The organism is Methanobrevibacter filiformis, from assembly GCF_001639265.1.
GTDB classification, from domain to species: Archaea; Methanobacteriota; Methanobacteria; order Methanobacteriales; family Methanobacteriaceae; genus Methanacia; species Methanacia filiformis.
In genome coordinates, this window is the sequence record NZ_LWMT01000233.1 from 1 (window position 1) to 18,965 (window position 18,965).

Here is an 18,965-nt window from a genome sequence, read left to right on the forward strand (position 1 = left end):
GCTGCAACTAATGAAATAAACATCAGAAATGCAATATACAATACAATACGAACAAGAAATCTAAAAGACACAATATACTAGAAAAAACATAAATAAACATAGTATAAAACCATACATGTCTAAATAATTATCCCTTAGTCAGTATGCCATTTATCAAAACATAATTCATACAAAAGCACTAATTTATTAATACAAATTTCATAATAAATGCACAAAAACTTAATAAAAAAAAGATTATTAAAGTCATTAGTGCATGAAATCATATTTCAACACAAAGAGTATTAAACTTTACTAAAAAACAATCAACAAACATAAATCACTTAAAACCCAATAAACTAAATAATAATCCTTATTTTAACTTAATATTACTTCATCATCATAATATAAGCCAATAAGTATCAATTAACTAATCAATGAATTATGGAAGATCTCCTTAACAATAATACAATTATATAATAATAATCTTAGTATTAAAATTATTATTACTAAAATTATTTTATTAATATTATTATTAAATTTACTATTATTAATAATATTATTATTAAATTTAGTATTGTTGATAATATTATTATTAAATTTAGTATTATTTTTAATTTAAAAATATGATTAAAATAAAAATTTTAGATAAATTAATAATATATAAATTAAATAAATAACAGTGTAGCAAACAATTATAAATTACTGATAAAAATATTTAAATTTAAATAAAAAGCAATTATAATAATTAATCTGATTAAATCACATAATTAAATCAACAAGGCAATAATAATGACTTTTATAATTCTTGAAAATATAAACAAAAGCTTTGATGGAATAGAAGTCCTGAAAGACTTAAATATTGAAATTAAAGAAGGAAACATCCTTGGAATTTTAGGGCGGAGTGGTTCTGGGAAATCTACACTAATACACATGTTACGTGGAACTCCAGAGTACAGACCAGACAGTGGAAAAGTTATATATAATATAGCTATTTGTAAAAAATGTTTAAGGGTTGAAGGACCTTCAAAAGTTGGAGAACAATGTGAATGTGGAGGAAATTACGAATCAGAATCAGCTGACTTCTGGAACTGTGACCGTAAAATATTTGCAGCTATTAGAAAACGCATTTCAATAATGCTACAGAGGAATTTTGCATTATATGACGAAGAAACAGTTATCGAAAATGTGATGCAAGCACTTCCTGAAGGAGATTTTGAAGAGAATCTCTACGAAGCAATTGACCTGTTAGAAATGGTTCATATGAGCCATAGAGTAACCCATATTGCTCGTGATTTAAGTGGAGGAGAAAAACAAAGAGTAGTTCTTGCAAGACAAATAGCTAAAAATCCAACACTATTTTTAGCAGATGAACCAACTGGTACATTGGATCCTCAAACAGCAGAATATATCCACGAAACACTTATTGAAGGAGTTAAAGAAAAAGGAACAACAATGGTTATAACCTCACACTGGCCAGAAGTAATGAATTTACTTGCGGATGAAGTGATTTGGCTTGAAAGAGGAAAAGTAGTAGAACAAGGATCTGCAGATAAAGTTGTAAATAACTTCCTTGAAACAGTTCCCCTTCCACAAAAAACAGGTGATCACGTAATAGGAGAACCAATAATAGAAGTAAAAGACATTAAAAAACACTATTATTCCATTGACAGAGGAGTAGTGAAAGCTGTGAATGGGATAAGTCTAACAATAAACAAAGGAGAAATTTTTGGAATAGTAGGACTTAGTGGATCTGGAAAAACCACTTTGAGTAGAATGCTTGTAGGTTTAACTGAACCAAGTAGCGGTACAATTGATGCGAAACTTGGAGATGAATGGATAGACATGAAAAAATCAGGCCCTCATGGAAGAGGTAGAATTCTACCATACATAGGCTTACTTCACCAAGAATACTCTTTATACCCTCACAGAACTGTTCTTGGAAACTTAACTGATGCTATAAGCTTAGATTTACCTGCAGAATTTGGTAAAATGAAAGCTATCTATGTTTTAAATGCTGTTGGTTTTGATAACGACTATGCAGCCCAAATTCTTGATAAAACACCAGATAAATTAAGTGTTGGTGAAAAACACAGAGTAGCTATTGCACAAGTATTAATCAAAGAACCAAACATCATAATACTAGATGAACCAACTGGAACAATGGACCCCATTACAAGAGTCCAAGTTACAGATTCAATACTCAAAGCAAGAGATGAATTAGATCAAACATTCATTATTATATCCCATGACATGGACTTTGTATTAGATGTCTGTGATAGAACTGCATTAATGAGAAACGGCGAACTATTAAAAGAAGGTAAACCTGAAGAAATAGTTAATGAACTAACATTAGATGAAAAAAAAGAGATGTTAAATAAAGAATAACTATTTAAATAAAAGAAAGTTTAAATATTTAAACACTGATTTCGCAAAATAGAAAATTTTGCAAAATCCCTAGGCTCCTAAATCAGTTTCGATAGCTAAAAAAAAGGATTTTAAAAAAATTTTTCATTTTTTCGAAATCAGTACTAAAAAAAAGGATTTTAAAAAAATTTTTTATTTTTTCGAAATCAGTGTTAAATATTATCACAAATCATTTTTCAATTAGGAGGAAGAATATAATGGCATGGGACGATGCACCATCACATGTATGTAGAGGAGGCGACGTGAGAGCATTATCATTCTGCTGTCCACCAGTTAAGCCTTGTCCAATATTACATGCACTTGAAGATACTAAAATATCACCACAGGAATATATAAAGATTAAAGAAGAATTTGGTAAAAACACTCGACTTGGAGAAGGAGCTGGAACATGTTTTGGTTCTATGGTTTGGTGTTGTAAAACTTCAAAGCCATGCCCATTAAGAGACATGGTAATGCGAAACATTGGAATGGATGAAAACGAATACCTGACATTAAAGAAAGAATTATCTGAAAAACTTCTTGGAGACAGTGAAGATACAATAAAAGATTATGCTGCAACATTAAGTGAAAGTTTCGCTATAAGTAAAGAAGAAGCCCTTAAAGTCCTTCATGATAGTGATAATGACTTACGAATGGCTGCAAAACTTTTAAAACTTAAAGATCTTGAAAAAAAAGATTAATTTTAGAAAAAAGTCTAATTTTGTTATAAATTTAAATGGAAATAACTTCTTTTTTTAAATAATAATAAAGGTTAATATTATGGAAGGGACTTCTTTATTTTTAAAGACTAATGATAAAAAAGTACTTATTATTGGATCAGGAGAAGTTGGGTCCAGAAGAGCTGAAAGATTCCTTGATACTAGAGCTGAAGTCATAATAGTAGGAAATACTATTTCAGATATGCTTAAAGACAAAGGAGCTACTCTAAAATCAATAAAGTCAAAAGAAGATGTTGATACTCTTGTTAAATGGGCAGATATTATAATAATAGCTAGTGGAGATAATGAATTAAATGAATATGTTGGTAAAGTAAGCAAAGATATGGAAAAATTAGTTAATAGAGCAGATTATCCTGAAAAAGGAAATATTATTGTACCAACAAAGTTTAAAATAGCTGATATCGAAATATCCATTTATACCCAAGGAAAAAGCCCACTTGTAGCTAAAAAATTAAGGGAAAAATTAGAAAAAGCTATTAGTGAAAAAGATATTTTAGAAATAGAAGTTCAAGATCATGTTAGAAGTATTTTAAAAGATAAAATCGATTCACAGAAAAAACGAAAAGAAATTCTCTATGAAATAGCTAACAACAATGAAATAGTAAAACTAATAAGTGAAGGAAAATTAAATACTGCTAAAAAATATGCTGAAGATATTATAAATAGCTAATTTTAATATGGGGTCATGTATTTGATAATAAATATCAGAGTAGATCATACAATAGCAGACATTGAAACTATGGAAAATGTTTCAACAGATTTGAAAAAGTTATTTAATGAGTTTAGAGAAGAGTTTAGCATCCAAGATTATGTTGAAATAGCTACATGTAATAGAAGTGAGTATTATATCCATACAGACCAGTGCGATTATGACCATGACCTTTTAGACCATGAAAATAAGAGTTTAATTATTGAATGTGGAGACTCAGCTATTATTCATTTACTTAGAACCAGTTCAGGTCTAGAATCTATGATAATTGGAGAAGATCAAATACTTGGACAAATAAAAGACTCTAAAGCAAAAAGTGTGAAGGAAGGACACTGTGGAAAAGTCTTGGACACTCTCTTTACTAAAGCTATTCATGTAGGTCAATCTATCAGAGGAAAAACCAAAATAAACAGAGGGTCTGTTTCCATAGGTTCAGCTGCAGTAGACCTTGCACAGCAGTATTTTAAAGATCTAGAAAATAAACATGTTCTTGTAATTGGTGCAGGAAAAATGGGAACTTTAGTTGCAAAAGCTTTAGCTAGTAAAGACTTGAAAGCCATTTTTGTAGCGAATCGAACATACTACAGAGCAAAACGACTTGCAGATGAATTAAATGGAAAAGCTATTCTTTTAGATGACTTAAAAAATTATCTTCCAGAAGCAGACCTTATTATAAGTGCTACAGGATCACCACACACAATAATTAACAAAGAAAGAATTGGAAATGTAATTCCGAAAGAGAGAAGAGCCAATATCATAATGATAGATTTAGCAAATCCACGAGACATAGACGAAGAAGTTAAAGAAATAGGAATTAATTTATTTAACATTGATGATTTAAGAGGAATAGCTGAAGAAAATAAGGAAAAGCGACAAAAAGAAGTAGAAGCTGCAACAAAAATAATAGATGAAGAATTTGAATTACTTAAAAAATCATTTAAAACTATGGAGTTTGAAGGGTTAATATCTGATATTCGATTATCAATGGAAGATATTCGGAAAAATGAGACTCGAAAAGCTTTATACAAACTTAATAAAAATAATGATAATATTAATCAAGAAAAAATAATTGAAAATCTATCAAGATCCATTGTAAATAAAATTTTTCATGATATTTCAAAAAATATTAAAAATGCTGCTACAGAAGAAGATCATAATAAATTAAATATGATTAAATCTATTTTTTTAAATAATAAATAAAATGCAATTAACCTATTTTAATTATAACTTATATAACTTATAGCTATTTTCAATTACCAAAACATCACGATATAATTTAAAATAGGGATCATTAAATATATAGTTGTTATAAATAAATCAAGAATACAGCATGTTTCTTTATTTTAATTAAATAGGAATGAGAATTCAATGTATCATAGTAGACACATCAACCTCCTTCTATCATCAAGTATATCTCCCATAATAACTAACCTGCTGGAGGAACCATAATTAATTTTCCAGAATCTGGATCTTTATAAACCGTCCCCACATTCTCCATTCCTGCAGATTCACCGTTTTCAACTTTAGCTGAACCATTATAGTCTTTTCCTGTTTGAACATCTACTGCTTCCTTAATAGTATCAGATAAACTATTACTATTTTGAGAATCTGAGCTTGAAACAGATCCTGTAGCACTCATGGCCATAACAGCGAATATTAAGAACCCTACGGCTAAAACTAACATTGCATCAGTTAAGTTAGCCATTCCAGATAAAGGATCCTCATCTGAATCTTTGTTTAAAACTCTTTTTTTTCTTTTAATTGGCATTTTAATCCTTCACTATTATTTATTACAACTTAATAATTTATTACTACTTAATATTATTATTTATTTTTCACCTAATCATTAGCTATTCTAACTATTTTTCAAGAATATCTAATGTTGAATTAATAAAAACTTCAAAATTAGATAAATCTTCACTATACCAACGTTTTCTAAGTTTTGATATGACATAACAGACTGCTGAAGAAGATAAACCTAAAACTGTTGTGTCAAAAGCTATTACAATAGCTTGAGCCAATGTGTTGATATCTCCTGCACCTAATGCTGCAAGACCTGGACCCATTGGAATTAACGTTCCCATAAGTCCCATTGTAGGACCAATTCGAACAACAGCATCTGTTTTTTCAACAATTTTCTCCATTTTTAATTCTTCTTCTTCAAGAATTCTACTAGCTATTGCTTTTCTTGTTTCATCTCCAAACTCATGGTTATCAATTATTTCGCGAATAGCTACTTTATAACCCTCTTTGATATCACTATTATTTACAATATCTTTCATTTCATCATAGCTATTTGAATTATTAAGTTTTCTTATAATTGATTTAATATTTTTTAAACTCAACTTTTTACGAGATGTATATTCTGATATAAATCCACCTACACTAATCAATGCAAAAACTACAAATATTAAAAGTATTATGATAACTGGTATCAATATAGCTTGAGAGATTGCATGCATAACAGTAGTTAAATAAGTACTTCCAATAATATCCATGTAAACACCTTCTTATTATTTTTCCAATTTAAATAAGTATTCAAGTTAAAATGATTTTTTAGATGTTGATTTCGAAAAATGAAAAATTTTTTCAAAATCCGTTCTAATCTATAAAAATCGATTTAACTTCATATGATGAGATTTTGCAAAATTTTCTATTTTGCGAAATCAGCGTATTAAATATGTTAACTTTAAAAGAAATTTTTAAATTTTTTATATTTTTTAATAAAGAATCCAAATACAATAGCTATTACAACAGTTAAAGCAACAGAAGCTAAAATATCAGGACTTACTATAGTTATAGAGCTTAAAGAACCAGATAAAGCTATTTTAAGATTAGGAATAAATAGATAATAGAACAATAAATATAATCCTGAAATTATGATTAAAAATCCAACTATTCCATTGTATAGCTCATTTGAAAGATTTACAAAATGATTTAAAATTAAATAAATAGCTATTATTAGTAACAATGAAGATAATATTGAGACAAATCCTAATTCCAATGAAGAAATCCATAAAATTGGAGCAACATGAAGAATATTAATAAAAATCCCAAGATATCCACAAACAAAAATTAATGGAAGAGCCATTCTATTTATAATCTTATTTTTACCAGAACTATTTACAGAAGCTATTTTAAATTCCTGAATAAATTTAAACCCAGTAAAGATAAACACCATACTAATTACAGTCATTACAAAAAATAAATTATCATTTATAATCTTTACAACAATTTCTTCATTAAAATTTGAAAGGAAAACTGAAAATAATAGTAACAAACTAAAATAAATAGCTATCATAATAGATTGATACTTATCTTTATTAAAATATTGTTTTAAAGCCATAGCTATTATCCATGAGAAAAACAATACAATTACTATAAGTTCCAGCAATCTATAGTCAATACTCATTTTTTATCCCCTCCATTGAAACAATCTAAACATTAAAATATACACTAGTCTGTGCTTAGTTAGTAACTTACACAAACCTTACGACCTTTTTCAAGCTCAACAATAGAAATATCTAAATCATAAGCCTTTTTAAGATTTTCTTCATTTACAACAAGATCAGGAGGACCCATATCAATGAAAGTCTTGTTTTGCATAATAGCTACTTTATTTGATGAAATAAATGAATGATCTGGATAATGTGAAGACATTATAATAGCTAAATCCTTTTTTGCTAATTTTTTAATTGTTTCAAGTAATCTTAATTGATTTCCAAAATCCAAGTGAGATGTTGGTTCATCAAGAACCAAAACTTCTGATTTTTGAGCTAAAGCTCTTGCTAAAAATACCAACTGAATCTCACCACCAGATAAATTATTATATTCCTTATCCCGAAGATGATGAATATTCATATCCTTTAATGCTTTTTCAGATATTTTAATATCTTTTTCCTCTGGTGTTTCTGTTAAACTTATATGAGGAGATCTTCCCATTAAAACAACATCAATTACTTTAAAAGGGAAAGTAGTATAATGATTTTGAGGTACGTATGCCATAACTTTTGAAATTTCCTTTGAAGTAAGATCAGTTATATTTTCTCCTTTAATTAATAGCTCTCCATGGTTTAATTCTTTAATTCCAAGTAAAGTTTTTAGTAAAGTTGTTTTACCTATACCATTTGGTCCTAATATTGAAAAAACATCCCCTCTTTCTAATTTGAAACTTATATTCTCAAATATCATATTATCAAAGTAGGATCCAGATCCATCTTTCATTTCAATAATTTTCATAAAATCACAACTAATTAAATATTATGAATTAAGTATTATTAATTTGAAACAAACTTTTGAAAAAAGTTTGAACAAAAGTTATTCCAAAATTTAAGCATTCAAAACATAAGAAATGCTTTTATTAATTTGAAACAAACTTTTGAAAAAAGTTTGAACAAAAGCTATTCCAAAATTTATTCCAAAATTTAAGCATTTTAAACATAATGAATGCTTTTATTAATTTTAAAATTCACTATTAATAGGATTATTAATGGAAGTATTAATAAAATTATTATTAATAGAATTATTAATAGAATATTAATTAATAAAATTATTATACTACCTAAACTTTATTTACTCATTCATTAAGCAACCTATTTCCAATCACTATAACCTTTCTTAAGTAGCACTAAGAATAATGGTGCTCCAATAAGTGCAGTTAATATTCCTATTGGAATTTCCACAGTAAAGGTTACTCTAGCTATATTATCCATTAAAAGTAAAAATGACGCTCCAAAACTCATGCTTGCAGGAATAAGGGTCGTGTTATCAGGACCAGTTAGTATTCTACTCATATGAGGAACAATAAGTCCTATCCATCCAATTATCCCAGATATAGATACTGCTGCTGCAGTTATTAATGTTGAAATGATTATTAAAAATAATCTAAGTTTAGACGTGTTAATTCCCATGGCTTGAGCTTCCTCATCCCCCATAGCTAAAATATTCAATCTCCATCGGAGTATAAAAAGAATGATTAATCCACTTATTATTGGGATTAAAACTGGGAGCAATGAGTGTACATTGATTGATGATAAGCTTCCCATAAGCCAAAAAGTTATCTCAGGTAACTTATTATTAGGATCTGCCAAATATTTAGTAGAAGATATTAATGAACCAAAAAATGATGAAACTGCCATTCCTGATAGAACTAAAACTAAAATTCCACTATACTTATAAACTTTTGAGATACTGTAAGTTATAAAAACTGATAAAAGCCCAAAAACAAAAGCTGAAGCCTGTATAAAATATGATCCAAGGTTAGCTAAAATAGCTAAAGCTGCTCCAAAACCAGCTCCACTGGAAACACCCAATATATCTGGTGAAACCAATGGATTTTTGAAAATTCCTTGAAATGTTGCTCCAACTGTTGCAAGTGCTGCTCCAACTACCATTGCAGCAATAATTCTAGGCAACCTTATATTAAAAACCACAGTACTAACAGTTTCAGAAACAGCTAAATCAGGATTAATAAGTGACAATAAAGTAAAAATAACATCGCCAGGTGATACAGGATATCTACCAATTAAAAAAGATGCAAAAAATAGGATCACTGGAAATATAAAGAACAATGAATAAATTCCTTTATTAAACTCACCATGATTAAAATTCATAAAATAACTCCAATTAATTAAAATAATATAAATCGAAGATTTTCAATGTTAGAAAATCTTTGATTTTCTTAAATTTTCAATTCAGTGTCTAAATTAAATTTAAAAACTTTTTAATCCAGATTTAGTTAATAAAGAAGTTAGTTCACCATCTGATAAATCATAATGATAGAAATTATGATAGAACTCCCTAACTTCATCTTTTAAGTTCCAATCTTTATTATATTCAGGATAAACAACTTTTAAAGTCCATGGAATACCTATAACTGTGTTAGCTCCTGGAGGCATGTCAAACCAATTATAGGGGTCTGTTGGAACTAAATAAACTTGTTTGTTCTTAACAGCAGTTATACTTGCCCACTCAGGGCTGTTATAAATACCATCATAGAAATTTTCATCAATAGTTATTATGATTTCAGGATTCCATTTAATAACCTGTTCTATTGACACTTGAGACACTTGTATTTGTGTTTCTCCTGTAATGTTTGCTACATTACATGCACCAATAATGTCTAAGATTTGTGCATGTTCTGAACCTGAAGGAGATGTTGTTAAACCATCAGTACCTTGGGCATAATAAACATTTTTAGGTTTACTTTTACTTGCTTCTTTAGTTTTAGCACCTAAATCTAAATAGGATTGTAAAGTATTTTTAAGTTTATTTGCATTTTCTTCTTCATTTAACAGTTTTCCCAAAAATTCATAAGTTGGAATTACATTAGTTAAGTTTGCAGTTTCAGGAACAGCCACAATAGGTATTGGAGAAAATTTATCAATGATAAGTTGTAAATCACTTTGTATTACAGAACCTTGCCTAACACGAGGACTATCAATAATTATGTCTGGTTTTAAAGATAATAATGCTTCATCATTACCTGTACCTTTTTTACCATGCCATGCTCCAACAGCAGTCATATTTCTGTACTTATCTGGAACAAATTTAGTTCCATTGTCCCAAGCAGAACTTAAAGCACTTAATTTATCTGGAGCCAACATATATATAATTGTAGTAAGTGGTGATGATGTGGATACAATAGTATCAGGAGACTTAGGAATTGTAACAACTCTATCAACCATATCTGTAACAGTTATATCTCCAGAACTTATATTTGAGCCATCTAATGTGAAATACGCCACACTAGATACCAACACAAGAAGAACAATTAAAATAATCCCCATATTTACTTTTTTCACAGTTAACTCCCCAATATACAATTCAAATATACATTAAACCAGATATACATTAAAATAGATATACATTAAACCAGATATACATTAATAGACTAAACTATGTTGAATGTACTAAATAAATATAATAGCTAAATTAATAGAAATTAATAGCTAAATAACAGCTAAATATAAGATATTAATAAATAAATATAATTAAATAGTCTCTTTTTTCCACCACATCAATATTATATCTGATTTATCTAAATTACTCTCTAATTTTCCAGTATTTTCATTTTTAATAAGATGTTTTTCAAGAAATGGTTTGATTTTAGTAATCTCCTCTGGAGTTAATAAATCTTTTCTCCATTTCATTCGATTAAATGCATCATCAATATCATCATATTGTCTACTACAACTTAAATTAAAGTTTTCAATATTTGGATAAATTTTAAGACTTATTAATAAATTAAACAAATAATCATAAGGAGGAAAGTCAGGATAATGTCTGCCTACAGTTTTAAAGAATTTTTTCTCTAAACCCCAATTTTTTCTCCCAAAAATAACAATAAAAACATATTTTTTAGCTATTTCATTTATATTCAATAAAGTATTTTTAATATCATAGACTCCCATAAGTGAACGTGAAGCTAAAACCACATCGTGAGAATCAACTAGATCTATAGAGATATCTTCAATATCTGAATTCAATATGTTTATATTATCAATGTTTTCAAGAGAAATACTATTTTTAAGATTATTAAGCATTATATCAGACATATCCACAGCAGTTACCCTATTTACTAATTTAGATATTAATACAGTTATAGTGCCTGAACCACAACCTAAATCTAATACTCTGTCATTTTCATCTAAAATTAGCTTATCAATTAATTTACTATGAAATTCATCATGAATAGATATTTTATTAGAATGTTCTTTAGGTGTGAATTTAGTCCAAAAAGCATTGCTTCTAGACTCTAATTCAATTTTATCCTGCCACGCCTTTTCCCAATTAACACTGCCCATGAAATCATCTCTTAATATTCACTAAGTGAAACAATCTGCATAACATAATTTTAGAAGTTAAAATATATAAATGTGTCTATTTATTCTAATAAATAAAAATAGAAAAATAGCTATTATAGAACAGCTCAAAGAATAGATAATAACATGAAAATAATACAACGAATCTTAAAAAGCATGATAATAAAATAAAATAGCTATTAAAATTAATGCATTTGTTTACATAGATATTTTTAAAAATAAGTTAAACAGAATTAAATAAAGGTTAAATAGAATAGTTATACAATTATAATTATTTTTATTTTTATTTTTATAAAAAAATATTAAGTAAAGATTTATTTACTTATTACTTAATTAATTTTTTGATATTATTTTTGTAATTTGATTCTTTAAATGATTCCTTTGGATTTATAGTTGCAGTTTTTTTGTATTTTTTGTGAGTTAAGTATTTGAAAAAGTTTATTGATACTGTTAATGATTTACCTACTTTTATAGATTTGACTGAAACAGTTTTAGATTTATTTTTGTAAGCTAATTTAAGTTCTGTAGATTTTGATTTAGCATCGCCAATGTTTTGGATTGTGATTTTATATGTGTTTTTATATTTTTTAACATTAACAATTTTTAAATCAGGGGCAGTAACCTTATGGGTAATTTTTTTAGCATTAGATGATTTCAAATCAGCAGTTCCTGTGAAAGCTGCATTAACAGTATATGATCCTTTTTTAAGATTTTTAACATGTACAATAGCTATTCCTTTAGAATTAGTGATTATACTATAAATTCTACCATTGATAGTTACAGTTACTGTTTGATTAATCAATAATTTACCATTATTATCTTTAAGAGTGGCAGTAATTACACTTGTAGCACCTAATAATTTAGTAGGCGCAGATAATGTAATTGTAGTACCTAATAGTTCCACATTTACAGATACATTAGAAATATTTGCATTTTGATATTCAGAATCATTTTTACCATCATCATAACTAGTATTTACACTTAGAGTTTGTTTTCCAATAGCAATAGCTTCAAGAACTAATTGTAAATTAGCATAACCATTAGGATCTAATGATCCCACATACCACATATTATTACTAAAAATATCTTGTGAAACACTACTTGAGTTAGTTTTAAATCCTTCTGGTATTTTAATAATAGCTAAAATCTCTTCTGCTTTAAAATCCCCAATATTAGAAATCTTAAGATTGTAAATTACAGTTGACCCTTTAAAAACAGTATTATTTGAAATCTTAGATTCTAATTTAATCACTGCTGGTTTTAAATTATATGGAATACTATTAGAATCAACAATATCATAATTTACATCAGAATATGAATTATTAACCATAAGATCTTTAACTGTATTTGCACTTGTACTCTTACTAACCTTGAAAGATACATTCATTGAAACAAATTTATTGTTATGGTATAGATGATCAGCATTAGCATATTCAATACACATAATAGTTAAATTAGAAAAAACATTACCATAGATTTTACTTGGTTTAACTGTTCCTTGAGAATATTTATCTTTATGTTTTATACCAATATCACCATTTGTTATAGTATTATTATATATGACACCATCAGCATATTCTAAATCAAAGTATATAGCAATAGATCCTTCTGCCATGCTCGCCATATCGATATCTGGAATTCCTGTAAAATTATCTATAATATTATTTGCAACAGTAGTATTCTCAGTTCTGAGTCTAATAACATCCTTATGGTTTCTAAAAATATTGTTAGTTATGGTATTATTACCATATAATCCATAAGCAGCAGATTTATCACGAACCAATTCTAAAGAATTACCTGTACTGTTTTCAAAAAGATTATCAGTGATTGTACAGTTTACTGGATTATATAAATTTAATTGAACATTAGTTCCATTAAATATGTTATTTGTAATTTTTAAATTTTTAACATTATTCCCATATATTAAATAAGTGCCACTTAAATTACTTTCTGAATTAAAAGTAAAATTAGAAAAAGAGCTTCCATTAGTTTCAACGAATTCAAACACAGGTTTATAATTTACTGCATTTAATTTAGTCTTATTTGAGTTACCAGTGAAAGATAATGCTTTATTAGTTACTACCAACTTTACATTATACTCATTACCTTCAAAAGCAATAGTATCTCCATCTACAGCACCATCAATAATAGACTGAATCTCATCATTTGTAGCATTAGCAGCAACTACTTTTGATTCTGCTGCATAAGATGTTGAAGCACAAAGAACCATTGTTATGAAAAGTGCGAATATAAGTATGCTTGATTTATATTTCATAAATTATCACCCATAGTTTCTCCATTAATAATTAATATTAATTATAATTAATATTATTCTAAATTACAATATATGATCAAATATTTTATGTTTTGATTTAGATTAAAATCTATATGAAATCTAATAACATTAATTTAATCATGAAATTTATGATTAAGCTATTTATTTAAAGTTTTTAAGAATAAAAAATTTTTAAATTAATTTAAGTGTTAATAAAATTAGTATAATCAAACTGAATATTCTTGTAGTTCGATTTTTACTAAAAGTCATATAAATAATTTATGGATTTAAAAAAATAGCTATTTGATTAAATAGTAGAATATTTAAAAAAGTAAACATGTTTATTGAAATAAAATAAATATTATCATTAATTAATATATTACTTTATATGAATAATAGTAATAATAATAGTAATAATAAGTATAGTGACTATTATGCCCTATTATGCCTATTTTAACAACTTGATTATTATTATTATTATTATTATTATTGTTATATGAGAGTATGATAGATATTAAGGAGATTATGATGAAAGATTTTTTAATAAAAAGTATAAAAGAATTCGTGCTAACTGATGAATTTAACAAGCATGAGTTTTCAGATATATGCTTTGAAGAACCTTTAGTTAAAATAGCGTCTGCAGAGAATCCATTATTTGAGAAATATAAAAATATAATTGGAAAAGAACATTTAACTCCAAAAGAAGCATATGAAAAAGAATTTGGAGAAAATAGCTTTAATAAAGGATCAGTAATATCTATATCACTACCAATTAGTGAAGAGATAATTAAAAGTAATAGGAAAGAAAAAGCCATTCCTTCGCTAAAATGGACACTGATGAGAAGTTATGGTGCTCCTTATAAAGTTGCTAGCTATTTAATAGATTTATTGAATAAAAAAGGGTTTAAAGGAATTTCTCCAGGAAATACTAAATGGTTCACTACTTATCAAAATACTGATTTGTATTCAAACTGGTCTGAACGCCATATAGCATATGTTGCAGGTTTAGGTACATTTAGTTTAAATCAAGGATTCATCACAGAAAAAGGAATAGCTAATAGATTAATCTCAGTTATAACAGATCTGGAATTAGAATCAGATGAAAGAACAAGTAAAAATCATCTATCAAACTGTTTATATTTTGTAGATGGCAAATGCCAGTCATGTGTAAAAAGATGCCCCATTAATGCAATATCTCCAGAAAATGGCATTGATAAGCTTAAATGTCATGAACAAGGATATGGTGAAGATGCAATGAACTTAGCTATTTCTCGAGGAGGAATCGGTGAGTCTGGATCAGGCTGTGGTTTATGTCAAACAGGAGTTCCATGCGAAAGAATTAATCCTCTTCTTAGATTGAAAAGTAAGGTTTAAGTAGTTTTAGGTAGTTTTAAAATTGATTAAATAGCTATTATATTTTAAATAGTTTTATTTTTAGGATTTATTGTTAATAAATTGAGAATTATCCTTTTTTAATAGCTATCTAGTAATTCTAAATGTGTTTTCACATCTTTTGTTGCGAATGCTGCTTGTAGTAGTATGATTTTCTTTCCATGATATTTTTGATAGTATTCTTTTTTATGTATTTGATCTTTAGCCTCTTTCAATAGTTGTTGTGGTGTTTTAACTGGTATCCATTCATTGTCTTTGATTTCTTTTAGTTTTGAGTATTTAAATTCAGCTATTATTACTGTGTTTTTTTCTGTGAGTACTGCGTCTATTCTGCCTTTGTTTGTGTTATCTTCAGCTTTTATATAGAATCCTAAAAGTTGTAGCCATGTTAGAAGTAGTGAGTGGTAGTAGTGTTCGTCTTGGATGTGTAAATGGTAGGGTATGTTTGCAAGTAGTTTTTTGAAGTTATTCTCTAATGGAACGCCATCTAAATTAAATAATTGTTTTTCATTTCTTTTATTAAACGGAATAAATCATAATCTGGGTATTTTGTGTAGATATTTAGAAGGTGCTTTAAAGTTGAGTTTTTAACTTCATTGTTTGGAATAGCTAATGTGTATTCTTCTTCTTCATCTATCAATTGTAGTTTTTTCACTGTTAAATATCCTGTTTGGAATAATAAGCCTATTTCACTTATATCTTCAATATCAAAGCTGTCAAATGAGCTTTCATCAGTGATGACTGGTTCAAGGATTGGTTGAGTATCATATAATTTCATAAAGTCGATTAAAAATCTTGGTGTTCCTGTTTTAAACCAATAATTATTGAACTTTAAGCGATTGAATGCTACCATAGTTGACTGAGGATTGTATACACTATTTTCACCATCCCAACTATAACCATCATACCAATACTTGATTTTCTCTAAAATCTCATCATAAGAAAATGATAAGTTTTTAGCTAATTTAGATATATATTCACCGAAATATCTTTCCAATTCTTCCTGAGTATAGCCACAGATTGTTGCAAAGTTCTTATCTAAAGTAATATCTGTAGGATTGTTTAGTGCAGAGAATATTGATACGTTAGCAAACTTAGAAACACCTGTTAAAAAAATAAACCGTATATGTTCATCCATTGTTTTTAAAGTTCTATAAAAATCGTGCAAAATATCACGATTATCTTCTGCAAGTTTAAGATTCTTTATATTGTCAATAATAGGATTATCATACTCATCTATCAAAATTACTACTTTTTGATGGTATTTATTATGAATTTCGATGATTAAATCTTCAAATCTAGCTTTTAAAGTTTTACTGTATAATTGTACTGAAAATTCTCTAGCTATCCTATTTAATAAATCATTTAAGGAATCTTTTAACTCATTACTACTACTACTGTTAACACTTAGATCCAAATATATTACAGGATATTTCACATTCCAATCCCATGTATCATAAATATAAAGATCCTCAAATAAATTCTTATTTCCTCTAAAAAGTTCTTTTAATGTGTTTAAAAGTAATGATTTCCCAAATCGTCTTGGGCGAGATAAAAAATTTACATCTGAGTTCTTTATCATTTCATAGATGTGTTTAGTTTTATCAACATATATATAGTTATTTTCTCGTATTGTTTTAAAATCTTGGCGTCCTAAAGATAACTTTCTCAAACTTATTCACCTCCCTATTATTTATTAGATTAATAGCTATTTCAATCATGATAAAAAACATTAGCTATTATTTTTAGTTCAATAAAATATTATATGTTGTTTATTATTAATATTTTTTACTATTTTTTCAAGATATTCAGTTTACTAATGTTTACTAATAGAATTATGTTTTCAAATTTGTTATTAATCTAACAGTAAATTATATTAATATTCCTTAATATTCCTTTTTGCAAAAAAATTAACTCATTGACTATAATAGCTTTAAATCAGAATATAAATTGATTTTTTACTGGAAATCTGGATTTAAATAGCTATAAAATGAGAAAAAATAGAAATAATAAAAAATAGTATAGGTAGATTAAATAGCTATTTAAACCTATTTAAACCGTTTAATATTATTCGTATAACTTGGTTCTTTAAATAGCTTATCATAGTTAACTGTTGCAGTTTTTTTGTATTTTTTATGAATATTATATTTAAAGAACTTTACAGTTACGGTTACTGATTTACCTGCTTTAATAGCTTTAACATTAGCTATTTTATATTTATTCAAATATGCTATTTTAACTTTAGTAACTTTTGAAATAGTGTCCCCTATATTATTAATTGTAACTTTATAATCATTTCCAGACTTTTTAATTTTAAGAATCTTCAAATCTGGTGCAGTGACCTTGTGAGAAATATTTGCTGAAGATTGTTTATAGTTGTTTGTTGCTGGTAACTTCACATTAATATTGTATTTCCCTTTTTTAAGATTATCAGTTGTAGTAACTATTCCATTAGAATTTGTAGTTAATGTGCGAGTTTTACCATTAATAGTCACTTGAAGTTTTTCATTAGCTATTTTCACACTGTTTTTATCTTTAAGAGTTATGGTAAATTTACTAACACTCCCTAAAACAGCAGTAGGTGCTAAAATAGAGATTTTAACATCAATTGGCTCAACAACTATAGATTTAGGCAAAGAATTGGTGGATTTTGGGTTTATGTTAATACCATCCTCATATAAAACAAATGGTTGAAACTGATAGGTACCTCCATCTGTAGATTTCCCAACAAGTACTAAAAATATTGATCCTTTAACTCCTAATGAATCAATAACTCCTAAATTATCAACTAAATTTCCTTCTGTTATAGAACTGGAAAGAATAGTAAATCCTTTTGGCAGAATATTATTAACTAAAATATCTTTTCCTACAAGACCACCATCGTTAATAATATTTATAGTGAAAATAACAGTTCCTCCTTTTTCAACATAGTTAGCTGAAACATTTGTAACAATATTAATTTTAGCAGGGTCCTCAAAACCAGACCTTACACATTTAATAAAGGTACTATTAATATTTTCTGAAAAAGTTGTGATAGTAGAATATTTAATAGCTAAATCTAATGAATCAAAAGTATTATTTATAAGAGTGATTGTAACTGATCCTAAAGTCATACCTGTTGTAACATTGGATATAGTGTTGTTAATAAAAAAACCTTCCTGATGTTCTCCTTCACCATGGTGCGCAGTATAGAATATTCCATAATCATCATCATTTTTATTAAGACAATTCTTAATAGTATTATTTATAACAGATAGGTTATTATCAAAGCTTTGGTAAGCATTTATTCCATTTCTTCCAAAACCATCAATAATATTGTTAGTAATTGTAACATTTGGTTTGTGTCAAAATTTTACCTCTTGTCATTTTATTTTTCAATGTTTTAGTATTCATGTTAATAAATACTATTTACATGTTTAATTATTGTCTAAAAACCTCCTGTGAAAAAAAATTTTTAAATCTAAAATTAAAAAAAATAAGAGCATAACAATCTATACAATGATTTTTACACTTGCAATGATTAGTAAGAGTTTATTAGAGAGAATTAAATAGTAATATTTATTAATAATGGTCAGTAGATTAATTAATATGTTCAATAACCAATTAATCACTGACAATAATAATATAGTAAGCATACAACTTAA

16 protein-coding genes are annotated in these 18,965 nt (G+C 27.1%); 5 read left to right on the forward strand and 11 right to left on the reverse strand.

Annotated elements, in window-relative coordinates; all coding sequences use genetic code 11:
- Positions 1–768 precede the first annotated feature (768 nt).
- From atwA to hemA, 4 genes are all read left to right on the forward strand, one after another.
- Positions 769–2,364 carry a methyl coenzyme M reductase system, component A2 gene (atwA, locus tag MBFIL_RS06235; protein WP_066972609.1) on the forward strand — a complete coding sequence of 532 codons (1,596 nt, stop codon included), beginning with the start codon at positions 769–771 and terminating at the stop codon, positions 2,362–2,364.
- 236 nt (positions 2,365–2,600) lie between these two features.
- Positions 2,601–3,083: a methanogenesis marker 9 domain-containing protein gene (locus MBFIL_RS06240; RefSeq protein ID WP_066972611.1), complete on the forward strand. Its 483-nt coding sequence runs from the start codon at positions 2,601–2,603 to the stop codon at positions 3,081–3,083.
- A 79-nt stretch (positions 3,084–3,162) separates the two neighbouring features.
- Entirely contained in the window at positions 3,163–3,792 is a 630-nt protein-coding gene (locus MBFIL_RS06245; RefSeq protein ID WP_066972614.1) for a precorrin-2 dehydrogenase/sirohydrochlorin ferrochelatase family protein, read from the forward strand.
- 21 nt (positions 3,793–3,813) lie between these two features.
- Complete coding sequence (hemA, locus tag MBFIL_RS06250) at positions 3,814–5,031, forward strand: glutamyl-tRNA reductase (RefSeq protein ID WP_066972618.1); 1,218 nt, start codon at positions 3,814–3,816, stop codon at positions 5,029–5,031.
- A 226-nt stretch (positions 5,032–5,257) separates the two neighbouring features.
- Here the strand turns inward: hemA and MBFIL_RS06255 are convergent, their stop codons facing one another.
- The 8 genes from MBFIL_RS06255 to MBFIL_RS06290 form a co-directional block, all read right to left on the reverse strand.
- Positions 5,258–5,599 (reverse strand): DUF2149 domain-containing protein, encoded by a 342-nt coding sequence (locus MBFIL_RS06255; RefSeq protein ID WP_066972621.1) that lies wholly within the window; start codon positions 5,597–5,599, stop codon positions 5,258–5,260.
- A gap of 91 nt (positions 5,600–5,690) precedes the next feature.
- Positions 5,691–6,329: a MotA/TolQ/ExbB proton channel family protein gene (locus tag MBFIL_RS06260; protein ID WP_066972627.1), complete on the reverse strand. Its 639-nt coding sequence runs from the start codon at positions 6,327–6,329 to the stop codon at positions 5,691–5,693.
- Positions 6,330–6,520: 191 nt separating this feature from the next.
- Positions 6,521–7,243, reverse strand: coding sequence for a DUF2162 family putative transporter (locus MBFIL_RS06265; RefSeq protein ID WP_066972637.1), 723 nt, complete (start codon positions 7,241–7,243; stop codon positions 6,521–6,523).
- A gap of 59 nt (positions 7,244–7,302) precedes the next feature.
- A complete protein-coding gene (locus MBFIL_RS06270) occupies positions 7,303–8,070 on the reverse strand; it encodes an ABC transporter ATP-binding protein (RefSeq protein ID WP_066972647.1) in 768 nt (255 codons plus the stop codon).
- Positions 8,071–8,423: 353 nt separating this feature from the next.
- Positions 8,424–9,443: a FecCD family ABC transporter permease gene (locus tag MBFIL_RS06275; RefSeq protein WP_066972653.1), complete on the reverse strand. Its 1,020-nt coding sequence runs from the start codon at positions 9,441–9,443 to the stop codon at positions 8,424–8,426.
- Positions 9,444–9,542: 99 nt separating this feature from the next.
- Positions 9,543–10,634 (reverse strand): ABC transporter substrate-binding protein, encoded by a 1,092-nt coding sequence (locus tag MBFIL_RS06280; RefSeq protein ID WP_084266327.1) that lies wholly within the window; start codon positions 10,632–10,634, stop codon positions 9,543–9,545.
- A gap of 189 nt (positions 10,635–10,823) precedes the next feature.
- Entirely contained in the window at positions 10,824–11,636 is an 813-nt protein-coding gene (locus tag MBFIL_RS06285) for a class I SAM-dependent methyltransferase (RefSeq protein ID WP_066972656.1), read from the reverse strand.
- Positions 11,637–11,979: 343 nt separating this feature from the next.
- The gene (locus MBFIL_RS06290) at positions 11,980–13,929 is read right to left on the reverse strand and encodes a CARDB domain-containing protein (RefSeq protein WP_066972659.1); all 1,950 of its coding nucleotides are present in this window, start codon (positions 13,927–13,929) and stop codon (positions 11,980–11,982) included.
- A 528-nt stretch (positions 13,930–14,457) separates the two neighbouring features.
- On the opposite strand from MBFIL_RS06290, the gene MBFIL_RS06295 reads away from it, so the two are divergent.
- Positions 14,458–15,303, forward strand: a complete 846-nt coding sequence (locus MBFIL_RS06295) for a (Fe-S)-binding protein (RefSeq protein ID WP_066972661.1) — start codon at positions 14,458–14,460, stop codon at positions 15,301–15,303.
- A gap of 98 nt (positions 15,304–15,401) precedes the next feature.
- Here MBFIL_RS06295 and MBFIL_RS11000 read toward each other — a convergent pair whose 3' ends face one another.
- The 3 genes from MBFIL_RS11000 to MBFIL_RS06305 all read right to left on the reverse strand — a co-directional run bounded on the left by MBFIL_RS11000 (position 15,402) and on the right by MBFIL_RS06305 (position 18,434).
- Positions 15,402–15,851 (reverse strand): PD-(D/E)XK nuclease domain-containing protein, encoded by a 450-nt coding sequence (locus tag MBFIL_RS11000; protein WP_084266328.1) that lies wholly within the window; start codon positions 15,849–15,851, stop codon positions 15,402–15,404.
- Entirely contained in the window at positions 15,809–16,993 is a 1,185-nt protein-coding gene (locus MBFIL_RS06300) for an ATP-binding protein (RefSeq protein WP_169805512.1), read from the reverse strand. Before MBFIL_RS06300 ends, MBFIL_RS11000 begins: the two co-directional genes overlap by 43 nt.
- A 376-nt stretch (positions 16,994–17,369) precedes the next feature.
- Entirely contained in the window at positions 17,370–18,434 is a 1,065-nt protein-coding gene (locus MBFIL_RS06305; RefSeq protein ID WP_066972663.1) for a CARDB domain-containing protein, read from the reverse strand.
- Positions 18,435–18,965 lie beyond the last annotated feature (531 nt).

Excerpts from the sequence above, each read along its gene's own strand:
- MBFIL_RS06305 (WP_066972663.1), bottom strand. The coding sequence starts at position 18,434 with ATGACTTTAGGATCAGTTACAATCACTCTTATAAATAATACTTTTGAT.
- MBFIL_RS06285 (WP_066972656.1), bottom strand. The coding sequence starts at position 11,636 with ATGGGCAGTGTTAATTGGGAAAAGGCGTGGCAGGATAAAATTGAATTA.
- MBFIL_RS06270 (WP_066972647.1), bottom strand. The coding sequence starts at position 8,070 with ATGAAAATTATTGAAATGAAAGATGGATCTGGATCCTACTTTGATAAT.
- MBFIL_RS06240 (WP_066972611.1), top strand. The coding sequence starts at position 2,601 with ATGGCATGGGACGATGCACCATCACATGTATGTAGAGGAGGCGACGTG.
- MBFIL_RS06275 (WP_066972653.1), bottom strand. The coding sequence starts at position 9,443 with ATGAATTTTAATCATGGTGAGTTTAATAAAGGAATTTATTCATTGTTC.
- MBFIL_RS06295 (WP_066972661.1), top strand. The coding sequence starts at position 14,458 with ATGAAAGATTTTTTAATAAAAAGTATAAAAGAATTCGTGCTAACTGAT.
- atwA (WP_066972609.1), top strand. The coding sequence starts at position 769 with ATGACTTTTATAATTCTTGAAAATATAAACAAAAGCTTTGATGGAATA.
- MBFIL_RS06245 (WP_066972614.1), top strand. The coding sequence starts at position 3,163 with ATGGAAGGGACTTCTTTATTTTTAAAGACTAATGATAAAAAAGTACTT.
- MBFIL_RS06260 (WP_066972627.1), bottom strand. The coding sequence starts at position 6,329 with ATGGATATTATTGGAAGTACTTATTTAACTACTGTTATGCATGCAATC.
- MBFIL_RS06255 (WP_066972621.1), bottom strand. The coding sequence starts at position 5,599 with ATGCCAATTAAAAGAAAAAAAAGAGTTTTAAACAAAGATTCAGATGAG.
- MBFIL_RS06265 (WP_066972637.1), bottom strand. The coding sequence starts at position 7,243 with ATGAGTATTGACTATAGATTGCTGGAACTTATAGTAATTGTATTGTTT.
- MBFIL_RS06290 (WP_066972659.1), bottom strand. The coding sequence starts at position 13,929 with ATGAAATATAAATCAAGCATACTTATATTCGCACTTTTCATAACAATG.